We start from the raw sequence: 14,329 nt of genomic DNA on the forward strand, positions 1-14,329 counted from the left end.
CGCTCTGCCGGCAATACCAATAGCTCTGGGTATATTAAAAAGTAATTAAATATAGCTGATTTTAATTTCTGTCCCAAAATGAGAAGACCCTCTATTCCCTCTATCTTTTTGATAAATTGGGTTATTTCAATTTTTACCACCATAGTATAGTAATTTATGTATGCCATAAGCTTTACTTAGCACAAAAAAACATAAGCAACGGTTTTTTTGTATTTGTTGCTGGCCATTTTCCCCCGTAAATCTATCTACCAAATAGAGTGAAATCAAAAGGGGCTAAATGTGAATTTCCAGCAGCTTAAAATTATTCGGGAATCAGCCCGTTGCAACTATAACCTGACTGAAGTGGCTAATACTTTATTTACCTCACAATCGGGTGTTAGCCGGCATATTCGCGAACTAGAAGAAGAATTGGGTATTGAGATCTTCGTTCGACGAGGAAAGCGGTTGCTCGGGATGACTGAACCGGGCAAGGAGTTGCTGACAGTAGCCGAACGCATGCTGAATGATGCTAATCAAATCCGCCGTCTGGCTGATGTATTCAGCAATAATGATAGTGGACAGTTGCATATTGCTACCACACACACTCAAGCCCGCTACAGTTTGCCTCGGGTGATTAAAGAATTCCGCCTGTTATACCCGCAAGTTAAGTTAGTTATTAGCCAGGGGAACCCACAAGAGATTGCAGCCATGCTGCATTCCGGTGAAGCGGATATTGGTATTGCTACTGAGCTATTGATGAGTGACGAGTCTGTCGCCACGTTTCCTTATTATCGCTGGCACCACGCTATTGTCGTGCCGGATAATCACCCGCTAACACAAGATCCTAATATCACCCTTGAAACGCTGAGTACGTTGCCATTGATTACCTATCGTCAGGGGATTACTGGCCGTTCACGTTTGGACAATGCGTTCAAAAATGCTGGACTGACACCCGATATTGCACTCAGTGCACAAGATTCTGATGTAATTAAGACCTATGTTGAACTCGGCATGGGGGTCGGCATTCTGGCGGATATGTCCTACGAGGCACATCGTGATAAAGGGTTAGTACGACTAAATGCCGAACACTTGTTTGATGCTAATACTGTTTGGCTAGGGCTAAAACGAGGTCAGTTACAACGTAACTTTATTTGGTTCTTTATACAGCTCTGTAATCCAACACTTTCTTTGCATGATATTAAAGAGAAAGTGTTGGCAGAGGCGGCGGATGAGGTGGTGATTGATTACCAGATCTAGCCACGAAGCGGTATAGGTAGTCCATCTGGACAGAAAGCATCAGTCAAGAGAGTCATTGTCAGGCGTAAATCGTACCTGAACTTCTGTTCCGCCATCTTCCCGCTGGCAGATAGTGCAATGGCCGTTCAGACTATTTGCCCGATCCTGCATAATGATCAAACCGTAATGATTAGGCCGCTCGCTGGCCTGTCCAATCCCACAGCCGTTATCACGGATGGACATGATGACATCACCTTGCTCAACAGTAACCCTGACAGTGGCCATACTGGCGTGAGCATGCTTATAAATGTTGTTCAGTGCTTCACGGGCAATGTTAACCATATGAATGGCCTGATGGTCGGGGACACAGCCTGACGGCAAGTTAAACTCGAGGGTAATGGGTAAACTGGCTCGCTCGCTGAATTCATTTACCAAAGTCTGGAGTGCCGCTTGTAATGTTGCCTCATTTAGCTTCAGGCGGAAGGTCGTCAGTAATTCACGTAGCTGGCGGTAGGCGATGTTAAGTTCATCGCGCATTTGCTGTACTAAAAGTTTACTGGGTTCCGGCATATCGGGCGCTTGCATCTGCAAGCAACTGATTTGAATTTTGAGGCAGGAAAGCGACTGGGCGATGGAGTCATGCAGTTCCCGGGCAATGGCTGAACGCTCTTCCATCAATAATAATTGCTGCTGATGCCGGGCTTGGCTTTCCAGTGCCAATGTACTGCTCAGTTGCTCCACCAGCATATTGACCAGTTGCTGCTGATCTGAATTGAGTGATTTATCAGTGGGTAGTTTTGCCAGTAGCAACCCATATTGACCAAGCTTATCACTCAGACTCCAACTCAAAGATTCCCGCAAAACAGCACTACTCACTCCGCCAGATGAGCTGCTAATAGTGAGTTGTGCCGGGCTGTTTTGGGGCGGCAGATATTCGCCATCGGCGTTATCAGCGAGATTATCGCGATAAAGATGATTTTCATATAAACAGATCTGCACATTTTCCAGTGGTGTCAGTGTTTGTAGTTGCTCGATAATTGGAACTAAGCGCTCGCTTAATGGTTGGTGGGTATGTAATTGACGGCTACTATGATATAGAAAGGCTAATACTTGATTTTTTTGTTGTAAATCAGCGGTTTTTTGAGTAACTCGTTGCTCCAGGTCACTGTATATCAACGAAAGTTCCTGCGACATTCGATTCAATGCGGTACCCAGCATCCCCATTTCATCTCGTTGATAAGACAGCGTATAGCGTTTGCTGAAATCACCGCGACCAATGGCATTCGCCATGGAGATTAATTGCAGCCATGGACGCAGTATGCGGCGGCGCAAATAATAGATAGTGGCTAATAGTAAACTCATTGTCAGAACAATGAACACCAGTTGAATCATGGTAACCAATAACAAGCGTTGTTCAGTTTTATGGTCAATGGCTAATACCAGAGCATCTAGCTGGTGGACAAAGTCTGCCACGTTGGCGGCAACGTCATCGGGATGTTTAGCTTGTAGCAATTGTGGTTTTAGCGTGGTTTGCCAGTAACGCTCTATTTGTTGATATTGGCTGGTTAACCCTTCTCGCTGTAACGCATGTTGTAAATCGCTACTGGTTTTATCCTGCTCGAGTGCAACCAGGTAAGGCAAATCACCATTATTCAACGGTACCATTGAAAGCAGCCGGTAGCTTTGCATGCGTAGCGAGCCTGCTTTGTTGATGGCATGCGCGTTACCCTGAATACTTTGCGCCATCCATGACGAGATAGTCATACCGGCAAGGCCCAGTAAACCCAGTAGCATCATCAGTAAAGCTATCTGATTAACCAAGGGGATGAGGTAACGTTTCATAACATAATATTCCTTTGACCAATAAACGTGGCAACCTTGCCGTATGTTCATCGTGTCATGTGGGCGTTAATGGGACTTCATGCCGGCCGCAGTCATCATCATACGAAACAACATCGAAACTGCGAATAAAGCCAATACGCTACCGCACCAAATAAGTAACATCCAGCCGATCTTCTTCCACCAAGGCGATTTTAGCTGTTCAGTTGGCTGAAGGGTCGTTTGTGATTTTATCGTGTTATTTTCAGACATATAAGTCTTATGCATACAAATTCTAATATTCACAATAAGAACATATCAGGGCCAGCGAACTAGCCCATGATTGTCATTATCCACTTGGTACTTAGTGGTAACCTTGGTCGTGATGGATTTTCCCGCGGAATACGTAGTAGCTCCAGAAGGTGTAAACCAAAATAATAGGAATAATAAAGAGTGCGCCGACCAGCATAAAACCCAGACTTTGCGGCGGAGCTGCCGCTTGCCACAAAGTAATGGATGGCGGAATAAGATAAGGCCAAATGCTAATACCCAAACCGCTATAGCCAAGGAACACCAGCAATAACGTCAATAGGAAGGGGGCATAATGCCCACCCCGTTTAACTGAGCGCAGTAACGCCCAACTAGCCAGTACTACCAATAATGGCACCGGTAAGAACAAAAACAGATTGGGTAGCGTAAACCAGCGTGCCGCAATTTGTGGATGTGCAAGCGGTGTCCACAGGCTAATGATGGCAATAACGAGCAGCATTACACATGTCAGTGGTGTGGCTAGCTTATGCATGACCTGTTGCACCTGTCCTTCGGTTTTCATAATGAGCCAGGTACAGCCGAGTAGTGCATAGGCTATAACCAGACCGAAGCCGCAAAACAGAGCAAAAGGTGTCAACCAGTCAAATGGGCCGCCACTATAACTCCGCCCCGTTACCGGGAAGCCGTGAATAAAAGCACCGACCACTATGCCCTGAGTAAAGGTGGCAATCAATGACCCACCGATAAAGGCTTTATCCCAGATATGCTGTTTTTCAGCGCTGGCTTTAAAGCGAAATTCGAAGGCTACGCCACGGAAGATCAAACCCAATAACATTAGGGTAAGAGGAATTGCCAGTGCATCCAGAATAACTGCATATGCCAACGGGAAAGCACCTAATAAGGCTGCCCCCCCAAGAACCAGCCAGGTTTCGTTACCATCCCACACGGGGGCGACGCTGTTCATCATCAAGTCCCGGTCACGGCTGTGTTTTACCAGTGGAAACAGGATCCCGATACCCAAATCAAAACCATCCATAACCACATACATCATGGTACTGAAAACGATAATGACAAACCAAATCAGTGGAAGATCGATACCCATAATTAGCTCCTGCTTTGGTGGTTGTCAGAACTAAATGATTCGCTTACTGCCGACAGTGGCCGTGATGGCGTATTCGACTGACCGGGTCCGCCGGGTTGTTGCTGAGTACCTTCATGCGCTTTTGGCCCCTTACGGATAAGCCGCATCATGTAAGCGTAACCAACCCCAAATACCGAACCATAAACCACAATAAAGACCAGCAGGCTGATACTCATATGCATTTCGCCATGAGATGAAACCGCATCACTGGTGCGTTGCAAACCGTAGACTATCCACGGTTGGCGGCCGACTTCGGTGGTGAACCAACCGGCCAGAATAGCAATTAAACCAGACGGTCCCATCCACAGCACAAAATAGAGGAAAGGGCGCGATTGGTATAAGTTGCCACGCCAGCGTAGCCATAAACTCCAGATACCGGCCAAGATCATCAACATGCCTAATCCGACCATAATGCGGAAGGACCAGAAGACAATGGTTGAGTTAGGACGATCTTCCACTGGGAAAGATTTCAACGCTGGGATCTGTTTTTCTAAGCTGTGAGTGAGGATCAAGCTGCCTAAATAAGGAATTTCCAGCGCAAAATGGGTTTTCTCCTGCTTCATGTCTGGCCAACCAAACAGAATGAGTGGAGTGGGTTCTCCGGGCTTGTTTTCCCAGTGCCCTTCAATCGCCGCAATCTTAGCCGGTTGATATTCCAGTGTATTCAAGCCATGGGCATCGCCAATAACTGCCTGTAGTGGGGCAACGATCAACGCCATCCACATTGCCATTGACAGCATTTTCCGCATCGCGGGTGTATCCCGTTTACGCAGTAAGTGCCAGGCGGCAGAGGCGCCGACAAAGAATGCCGATGCAAGGAAAGCTGCCGTGGACATATGCAGTAACCGATAGGGGAAGGATGGATTGAATATCACTTTCAACCAATCGACAGGCACCACTTGCCCATTAATAACTTCAAAGCCTTGGGGGGTTTGCATCCAGCTATTGGAGGCGAGTATCCAGAAGGTAGACATCAACGTGCCTAATGCCACCATGCAGGTTGCAAAGAAATGCAAACCCGGCCCAACGCGGTTCCAACCAAAAAGCATCACCCCGAGGAAACCGGCTTCAAGGAAGAATGCGGTCAGTACTTCATATGTCAGCAACGGGCCGGTGATACTGCCCGCAAATTCTGAAAAAAAGCTCCAGTTAGTGCCGAATTGATAGGCCATGACCAAACCGGATACCACACCCATACCAAAGTTAACGGCAAATATTTTTGACCAGAAATGATAGAGGTCGCGGTAATCCTCATTTTTGGTTTTTAACCATAAACCTTCCAATACCGCAAGAAAACTGGCCAACCCAATAGTGATGGCTGGAAAGATGATATGGAATGAGATGGTAAAAGCGAATTGGATTCTGGCCAATTCTAGAGCGGTTAAGCCAAACATAGTGACCTCGCTGCAAACATGGTACTGCCTCATTAATCTATAAAATGAATCACGCCGGTATTAGTTATCCCGATAACAGGTAGTGACAACAGGCGATTATTTGGCGGAGTAAACTTGGCAGTTAGTTAACCATAAGTTAAAGTGGCTATAATAGTGACAATTAATTCAATCTTACCTATAACAGTTGGCTTATGACTCGATATGAACAGTTAGCTCAGCAAATCCGGGCACAAATACAATCCAAGGTCTGGCTGGCGGGTGACAAGCTGCCTTCATTGCGGGAAAGTTGTAAACAATCAGGATTAAGCCTGATGACTGTAGTGCAGTCCTACCAGCTATTAGAAAGCCAAGGTTGGATCGTGGCCCGGCCGCAGTCGGGATATTATGTTGCTTCACGGCCGACACAATTACCCCAGCCACAGCGAGGGAAAAAACTGCATCTGGATGAACAGGTAGACATTAATGCCTTTATTTTTGATGTACTACAGGCAGGGAAAGACCCAGCAATAATGCCATTTGGCTCGGCATTTCCCGATCCGAGTTTATTGTTACAACCCCGATTATCACGGGCGCTGGCCAGCGTCGCACGTAAGATATCACCACAAAGCTCTGTGACTAACTTACCACCGGGTAACGAAAGTTTGCGGCGCAATATAGCTCAGCGTTATGCCGCCAGTGGAATGAATGTCTCCCCCGAAGAAATTGTTATCACTGCGGGCGCGATGGAATCACTAAGCCTGAGTTTACAGGCGGTTACGCAGCCCGGAGATTGGGTAGTGATTGAGTCACCCGCATTTTATGGTGCATTACAGGCGATCGAGCGTTTGCGGCTAAAAGCGATTGCCATTACCACCCACCCGCAACAGGGTATGGACCTCGATGCGCTCGAACAGGTGATCAACCAATACCCGATCAAAGCTTGTTGGCTGATGACACATTTTCAAAATCCATTAGGTTGCACGATGTCCTGGCCGCAGAAAGAACGGCTCGTAGCCCTGCTACAGCAGAATAATATCTCGTTGATTGAAGATGATGTTTATGGTGAGTTGTACTTTGGTGCGGAGCGGCCGTTGCCAGCCAAAGCACTCGATCAGCATCGGCAAATTCTGCATTGCTCATCGTTTTCTAAATGTCTGGCGCCGGGATTCCGTGTCGGTTGGGTCGCAGCAGGGGAACATGCGCAGCGAATTCAGCACTTACAATTGATGAGTACGGTTTCGGCCAGTGTGCCGACTCAGTTGGCGATTGCAGATTATCTCAGTCAGGGGGGATATGACACTCATCTGCGCCGCCTGCGCCGCTTAATGGAACAGCGGCTCAATACGCTGCATCAGGCGGTTATTGAGCATTTTCCTAAAAATGTCAAAATCAGCCATCCTGCGGGGGGATATTTCCTTTGGCTGGAGTTAGAACCGCCGTTTAATGCCAGTGAGTTATATCGGCGGGCGTTGGCGCAGGGGGTTAGCATCGCGCCGGGGAGAATGTTTACCACAGGCAGTCAGTTTGATCACTGTTTCCGCCTGAATGCTTCGTTTGCCTGGTCGGAACAGAGCGAACAAGCCATCCGCATACTGGCGCAACTGATTAATCAACTCACCAGCGCCACAGATAATAGCCGCTCGCGTCGATAACCATCTAATTTCCGCTATGAGTATATTTACCTGGCTCCAGAAAATGGAGCCATAACAGCATTATCTTCTGCCGCTATTTCTGCAATATCCCTCATTCCATTATGCATAAACGGTGCAATTCCTTTCGTATCGCCTGCTTTGTTAGCAGAAGAAATGCACTTAATTGATGCATGCACTGCCCATTTATAGGGCGCTGGAAAGCTTAGTTGTTATTTTTGTGTTGCCATAATGTGATCTGACAGAGCAAAAATCAAAATTGATGTCAAATGCATATAATTTCTACTCAAACCAGCATGGCTGGCTTATTTATCAATCAAAATGCAGTATGAATGCGACCAATGTGCATACTTATGCATTTTAAATTATTGTTTTAATGGAATTTGTACAATTTATTCACATTGGATCTGGTGTGGCATGAAAGCTGCTGTACACTTTATATCAGGTGAATATATTTCATTTTTTATTGTTAACAGAATAAGAGATTTTTGTTGAGGCATGGTGCTCTCAAACGATGAGTCTCTCAACCCCATATTTACGCTGATCAAAGAGGCCACTATGGAACACCCAATCCCCGTTACCCGACAGTCTTTTGATGAATGGATCGTGCCAACCTATGCACCAGCAGATTTTATTATCGTGCGAGGGGAAGGGGCGACACTGTGGGATCAGCAGGGCAAATCTTATATCGATTTTGCTGGTGGTATCGCCGTAAATGCCTTGGGACATGGGCATCCGGCAGTAAAAGCGGCACTGATTGAGCAGGCAGAAAAAGTATGGCACTTGGGTAACGGCTATACCAATGAGCCGGTACTGCGCCTGGCAAAACAATTGATTGATGCCACTTTTGCCGAGAAAGTTTTCTTTTGTAACTCTGGGGCTGAAGCCAATGAAGCGGCACTGAAACTGGCCCGTAAATATGCGTTGAATAATTTCGGTAATAAGCCAGGGCTTGCCGGCGAAAAGAACCAGATTGTGGCATTCAGGAATGCATTTCATGGCCGGACGCTATTTACCGTTTCTGCGGGCGGGCAGCCGAAGTATTCGCAAGACTTTGCTCCGCTACCGGGGGGGATCAGCCACGGTATTTTCAATGATATCGCCTCGGCTGAGGAACTGATTAATGACCGAACCTGTGCTGTCATTGTGGAACCGATTCAGGGCGAAGGTGGTGTGCTACCCGCTGATAGCGAGTTCCTACATGGCTTGCGGGCTTTGTGTGATCGTCATAACGCATTACTTATTTTTGATGAAGTACAAACCGGGGTTGGCCGTACCGGAGAACTCTATGCCTACATGCATTACGGTGTAACGCCTGATGTGCTGACCAGTGCCAAAGCACTTGGGGGCGGCTTCCCGATTGCGGCAATGTTAACGACGACCAAATATGCCAGCGCACTTAATGTCGGCAGTCATGGTACTACCTACGGCGGTAATCCACTGGCTTGTGCCGTGGCGGGTACTGTTTTGTCTCTTATCAACACACCAGAACTCCTCGCAGGCGTAAAAGAGAGGCATCAGTGGTTCTTGGCTGGATTGGCTGAAATAAACGCCCGCCACAAAGTCTTTTCTGAAATCCGTGGGCGCGGTTTGCTGATTGGCTGTGTGCTTCACAAGGATTATGACGAGAAGGCCAAAGAGATTGTTCAGGCTGCCGCACAGTACGGGCTTATTGCTTTGATTGCGGGTCCGAATGTGGTGCGTTTTGCTCCGTCCCTGATTATTTCTCAACAGGATATTAAAGAGGGCTTAGCCCGGCTTGCCATGGGTATTGAACAGGTTTGTCGACAGGTTAAGTCATAACATTGATGCAGTAAGCAAGGGACCTTGACTATGATGATAGTTCGCCCGGTAGAACGCCGTGATCTGGCCGATATCCTTGAATTGGCAGGTAAAACTGGCGTCGGCATGACTTCACTGCCACAAAATGAACAACACCTCGCCGCTCGAATTGAGCGCGCGTTAAATACCTGGCAAGGTTCTTTGGCTGCGGGTGAACAGGGCTATCTGTTTGTTCTGGAAGACAGTGAGCGAGAAAAAGTGGTGGGCGTTAGTGCTATTGAGGTGGCTGTTGGTTTGCATGACCCTTGGTATAACTTCCGTGTCGGCACGTTGGTTCATGCATCCAAAACACTCAATGTGTACAAATCGGTACCGACCCTTTTTTTAAGCAATGATCACACTGGGTATAGCGAACTCTGTACCTTGTTTCTCGATCCTGAATACCGTAAAGACAAAAATGGCCCTTTCTTATCAAAAGTACGTTTTCTCTTCATTGCCGCATTCCGCCAGTATTTCTCCCGCAAAGTGATTGCGGAAATGCGAGGCTATACCGATGAACAGGGGCGTTCGCCATTTTGGGAAAATGTGGGGCGGCACTTCTTTGCCATTGAATTTGCTAAAGCTGATTATCTCAGTGGTACCGGGCAGAAAGCGTTTATTGCTGAATTAATGCCAAAACACCCGTTATATGTGGATTTTCTGGCAGAAGAGGCGCGGGCAGTCATCGGGCAGGTCCATCCACATACGGCTCCCGCACGTGCAGTGCTGGAAACCGAAGGCCTGCAATATCAGGGATATGTGGATATCTTTGATGGCGGCCCAACACTGGAGGCCAACACCGATGAAGTGCGGGCGGTGCGCGACAGCAGTAAGCGAATCGTGGTTATTGATGACATCGATATTGACCCGAGTGGCACTGCCTATTTAGTGGCTAATGACAGCTATCAATATTTCCGCTCAATATTGATTACTACTCATCTTTCAGACGAGCTACTGCATTTAACGACTAAAAATGCGGCAGCGCTGGGGGTCATAGCCGGTGATACGGTTCGGATAGTCAGCCTTTTTGCCCCGGAGATTAAAAAATGACTCACCCAGCACTGTTTATGCAAGGGGAATGGCGCACTGGTAACGGCGCGCATTTCGACAAACTTGACCCCATAGATAGGCAATTATTGTGGCAGGCGCGCGCCGCAGACAGCCATGATGTCGCAATGGCTTGTCGTGCGGCACGGCAGGCTTTCCCTGCCTGGGCGCGTACACCGCTGGAACAGCGGGTCGCGGTGATACAGCGTTTTGCGGCATTACTTGAGCAGTATAAACAGCAACTGGCCTGCACTATCAGTTTGGAAACCAGTAAGCCACTCTGGGAAACACTGACAGAGGTGCAAGCAATGATTGGCAAAGTGGCTATCTCGTTGCAAGCCTATCAAAGCCGAACCGGGAGTAGCCAAACACCGATGGCTGATGGTATGTCCGTGTTACGACACCGTCCTCATGGTGTATTAGCAGTATTTGGCCCTTACAACTTCCCAGGGCATCTCCCTAATGGGCATATCGTTCCTGCATTGCTGGCAGGTAACACGGTGGTATTTAAACCCAGTGAGCTAACACCAAAGACGGCAGAAGAAACCGTCAAATTGTGGCAGCAGGCAGGTATACCTGACGGGGTATTAAACTTAGTACAAGGTGGGCGTGAAACAGGTGAAGCCCTTGCTGCGCAACATGATATTGATGGTTTGTTGTTTACCGGCAGCGCCAATACCGGTTATCACTTGCATCGCCAACTGGCCGGCCAACCGGAAAAAATTCTGGCACTGGAAATGGGTGGCAATAATGCATTGATTGTTGAGCAGATAGTAGACTGTGATGCGGCAGTAAATCTTGCTATTCAGTCGGCTTTTATCTCAGCCGGTCAACGCTGTACTTGTTCGCGCCGTCTACTGGTTAAATCTGGCGCTGAAGGCGATGCATTTTTACAGCGTTTTGTCGCTATTGCCAAAGCCCTGCGTATCGGGCGTTGGGATATGCAGCCAGCACCCTTTATGGGCGCGGTGATTTCATCACAAGCAGCAGAAAAAATGCTGGCAGCGCAACAACATTTGCTGGATTTAGGTGGTAAGCCATTATTAGCCATGACCCGCCCAGACAGCCAAAGTGCAGTGCTGACGCCGGGGATCATTGATATTACTGGTATCAATGTCCCTGACGAAGAGTATTTCGGCCCACTGGTCAGCGTTATTCGCTATGGCGATTTTACGCAAGCATTACACATTGCTAATCAAACCAGGTTCGGTTTGGCGATAGGTCTGGTTTCTGAGGACCGGCAACAATTTGAACAACTGTTATTGGAAGCCCGAGCCGGTATTGTTAACTGGAACAAACCCTTGACCGGCGCATCAAGTGCTGCACCCTTTGGCGGGATTGGGGCATCAGGTAATCATCGACCAAGTGCCTTCTATGCGGCCGACTATTGTGCCTGGCCAATGGCATCACTCGAAAGCGAAAGTTTGACGCTACCAGCAACATTGTCACCGGGTATCTCTTTCGATTTGCCCGATAGCCATTGAACCATGAATGGAGAATACGATGGCAGGATATGAGGTTAATTTTGATGGATTGGTTGGGCTGACACATCACTATGCTGGATTGTCATTTGGTAATGAAGCCTCTACTGCGCATCAAAACAGTATTTCCAACCCTCGTCTGGCTGCGCGGCAGGGGTTGCTGAAAATGAAAGCATTAGCCGATTTAGGTTATAAACAAGGTATTTTGCCACCACAGGAGCGACCAGCCATAGGCGTTTTGCGTCAGTTGGGCTTTAGTGGTTCAGATGAACAAGTATTGAGTGAAGTGGCACGTAAATCCCCACGTCTATTATCTGCGGTAAGTTCCGCATCATCAATGTGGACGGCGAATGCGGCGACGGTATCACCTGCTGCGGATAGCGCGGATGGGCGAGTTCATTTTACTGTGGCCAATTTAAATAATAAATTTCACCGTGCAATTGAGGCTGAAACCACGTCGGCTTTACTCAAAGGGGTGTTTAATAACCATCGTCACTTTGTTCATCACGATGCACTACCTGCTGTGGAATTGTTTGGTGATGAAGGTGCGGCTAATCATAATCGTCTGGGGGGAGAATACGGCTTGCCAGCGGTTCAGGTCTTTGTTTATGGCCGCAACGCACTAGAAAACGGAGTAAACCCTAGCCGATACCCTGCTCGCCAAACGCGAGAGGCCAGCGAAGCAGTGGCTCGACTGCATCAACTGGCACCAGACCGAACTGTTTTTGTGCAACAGAACCCCGCAGTGATCGACCAAGGGGTTTTTCACAATGATGTCATCGCTGTCAGCAATCAGAATGTGTTATTCCATCATCAGCATGCATTCGTCCCTGGCATTCAAGCTATGGATGAGATTCGCCGTAAAATGGGTAGCATTGAACAACAGTTGATCAGTATAGAGGTCCCTGACGCGCAGGTGTCGGTTGCTGATGCAGTATCAAGCTATCTGTTTAACAGCCAGTTATTAAGTAAACCGGATGGTAAAATGTTGTTGGTTATTCCGCAGGAGGCACAAGAAAACCCGTTCGTGTGGCGATATCTGTCGGAATTGATCAATAGCGGTGGTCCGATTGACAGTGTCAAAGTATTCGATTTACGCGAGAGCATGCGTAATGGGGGCGGCCCTGCTTGCTTACGCTTGCGTGTTGCCTTGACCGATACAGAGTTACAAGCTGTTAATAGTCGAGTAATGATGACACCGGCGCTGTTTGTGACGCTGAATAATTGGGTCGACCAACATTATCGTGATCATTTGCAATTTAAAGACTTGGCTGATCCGCAGTTATTACAAGAAGGGCGGCAGGCATTGGATGAATTGACACGGATACTTAATATTGGCTCGGTTTATCCGTTCCAGCAGAATTAGAAGGAACGATGATGCTAGATTTCCTGGCGATAACACTCTCGGGCCATCCGCCAGAACCGACCCGTGGCGCGACGCAGAGTATCGAGTGGCAATGGCTCGATGAAGGGATATTGATGTTGACACCTTCTGGCAATTACACCCAGTCAGTGGTGTTATCTGCCGGTATCCACGGAAATGAAACGGCCCCGATTGAGATTTTGAATCAATTGGTGTCAGATTTGTTAGCGGGTGAATTAACGCTGGCCGTCCGTTTGTTAGTCATATTTGGCAATCCAGCGGCGATAAGCGCCGGCAAACGTTTCCTCTCAGCAGATATCAACCGTATGTTTGGCGGGCGGCACCGGCGTTATCCGCCAAGTAATGAAACCCGACGGGTTGAAATTATTGAGCAAGCTGTGTCGGCGTTTTTCCGAGCAGAGAGCCAACTGACGCGACAGCATTACGATTTACACACGGCAATTCGCGAATCTCATCATACTCGATTTGGATTGTTGCCTTATCAAACAACACCGTATAGCGCAGTAATGCTACGGTGGTTACAAGATATTCAACTGGATGCATTAGTGATGCATACCTCGGCAGGGGGGACTTTTGCTCATTTTAGTAGTGAGCACTGCCTGGCCGCAAGTTGTACGCTTGAGTTGGGAAAAGCGCTACCATTTGGTGCAAATCAGCTGGCTGAATTTACTCATATAGCCGGTGGATTGCGTTCATTAGTTAGTGGGGAACCATTGCCTGTACAACCCTCAGGAGGAATGGTGTTTTATCGCGTGGTGAAATCACTGCTAAAACAACATCCTGATTTTAAACTGTGGGTTGACAATGATACGGTTAATTTTACTCGTTTTAACCAAGGTACACTGTTGGCGGAGCAATCCGGTGAGTATTACCGTGTTAAACATGAAGATGAGTGGATCTTGTTTCCAAACCCTCAGGTAGCCCTTGGATTACGTGCAGGGATTATGTTGGTGCGAATGGATAAGAGTGAGATACCAACGGTATAAATAAGGCTGTGTTACCAGTACTGCCATAGATAGTTACTTGAGGTAATATCACCACCAGAACTACAACTTAAGCCAAATTTTAAGTGGTATATTGTTTCTAACCTATAGGAAATGAGCTTTTAGCTATGGAAGCTCATTTTTTAT

At 47.5% G+C, this 14,329-nt stretch carries 11 protein-coding genes; 7 read left to right on the forward strand and 4 right to left on the reverse strand.

The genetic code is table 11. The features are described from left to right. Positions 1-279: 279 nt before the first annotated feature. Entirely contained in the window at positions 280-1,236 is a 957-nt protein-coding gene (cbl, locus tag V1952_RS14505; protein WP_083159056.1) for an HTH-type transcriptional regulator Cbl, read from the forward strand. Between the two features lie 39 nt (positions 1,237-1,275). On the opposite strand, the gene narX is transcribed toward cbl, so the two are convergent. The 4 genes from narX to V1952_RS14525 all read right to left on the reverse strand — a co-directional run bounded on the left by narX (position 1,276) and on the right by V1952_RS14525 (position 5,838). Beyond that, on the reverse strand, positions 1,276-3,057 hold the full coding sequence (gene narX / locus V1952_RS14510; RefSeq protein ID WP_372558855.1) for a nitrate/nitrite two-component system sensor histidine kinase NarX: 1,782 nt from the start codon (positions 3,055-3,057) through the stop codon (positions 1,276-1,278). 66 nt (positions 3,058-3,123) lie between these two features. Continuing rightward, positions 3,124-3,306 (reverse strand): DUF2474 domain-containing protein, encoded by a 183-nt coding sequence (locus tag V1952_RS14515; protein WP_372558856.1) that lies wholly within the window; start codon positions 3,304-3,306, stop codon positions 3,124-3,126. Between the two features lie 91 nt (positions 3,307-3,397). Beyond that, the gene (cydB, locus tag V1952_RS14520) at positions 3,398-4,405 is read right to left on the reverse strand and encodes a cytochrome d ubiquinol oxidase subunit II (protein ID WP_420074976.1); all 1,008 of its coding nucleotides are present in this window, start codon (positions 4,403-4,405) and stop codon (positions 3,398-3,400) included. Positions 4,406-4,407: 2 nt separating this feature from the next. Beyond that, positions 4,408-5,838: a cytochrome ubiquinol oxidase subunit I gene (locus V1952_RS14525; protein WP_420074977.1), complete on the reverse strand. Its 1,431-nt coding sequence runs from the start codon at positions 5,836-5,838 to the stop codon at positions 4,408-4,410. Between the two features lie 191 nt (positions 5,839-6,029). Here V1952_RS14525 and V1952_RS14530 point away from each other — a divergent pair, with 191 nt between their 5' ends. The 6 genes from V1952_RS14530 (at position 6,030) to astE (ending at position 14,185) form a co-directional block, all read left to right on the forward strand. Then, positions 6,030-7,469, forward strand: a complete 1,440-nt coding sequence (locus V1952_RS14530) for a PLP-dependent aminotransferase family protein (RefSeq protein ID WP_372558859.1) — start codon at positions 6,030-6,032, stop codon at positions 7,467-7,469. 555 nt (positions 7,470-8,024) lie between these two features. Then, positions 8,025-9,269, forward strand: coding sequence for an aspartate aminotransferase family protein (locus V1952_RS14535; protein WP_102970427.1), 1,245 nt, complete (start codon positions 8,025-8,027; stop codon positions 9,267-9,269). A gap of 30 nt (positions 9,270-9,299) precedes the next feature. Beyond that, entirely contained in the window at positions 9,300-10,337 is a 1,038-nt protein-coding gene (astA, locus tag V1952_RS14540) for an arginine N-succinyltransferase (RefSeq protein ID WP_420074978.1), read from the forward strand. Continuing rightward, positions 10,334-11,818 (forward strand): succinylglutamate-semialdehyde dehydrogenase, encoded by a 1,485-nt coding sequence (astD, locus tag V1952_RS14545; RefSeq protein WP_420074979.1) that lies wholly within the window; start codon positions 10,334-10,336, stop codon positions 11,816-11,818. The genes astA and astD overlap by 4 nt, the downstream gene beginning before the upstream one ends. A 19-nt stretch (positions 11,819-11,837) precedes the next feature. Next, positions 11,838-13,181 (forward strand): N-succinylarginine dihydrolase, encoded by a 1,344-nt coding sequence (astB, locus tag V1952_RS14550; protein WP_420074980.1) that lies wholly within the window; start codon positions 11,838-11,840, stop codon positions 13,179-13,181. 11 nt (positions 13,182-13,192) lie between these two features. Beyond that, positions 13,193-14,185: a succinylglutamate desuccinylase gene (astE, locus tag V1952_RS14555; protein ID WP_420074981.1), complete on the forward strand. Its 993-nt coding sequence runs from the start codon at positions 13,193-13,195 to the stop codon at positions 14,183-14,185. The last annotated feature ends 144 nt before the right edge of the window (positions 14,186-14,329 follow it).

Source organism: Yersinia sp. 2542 StPb PI, assembly GCF_048593855.1.
In the GTDB taxonomy this organism is placed as follows: domain Bacteria; phylum Pseudomonadota; class Gammaproteobacteria; order Enterobacterales; family Enterobacteriaceae; genus Yersinia; species Yersinia enterocolitica_E.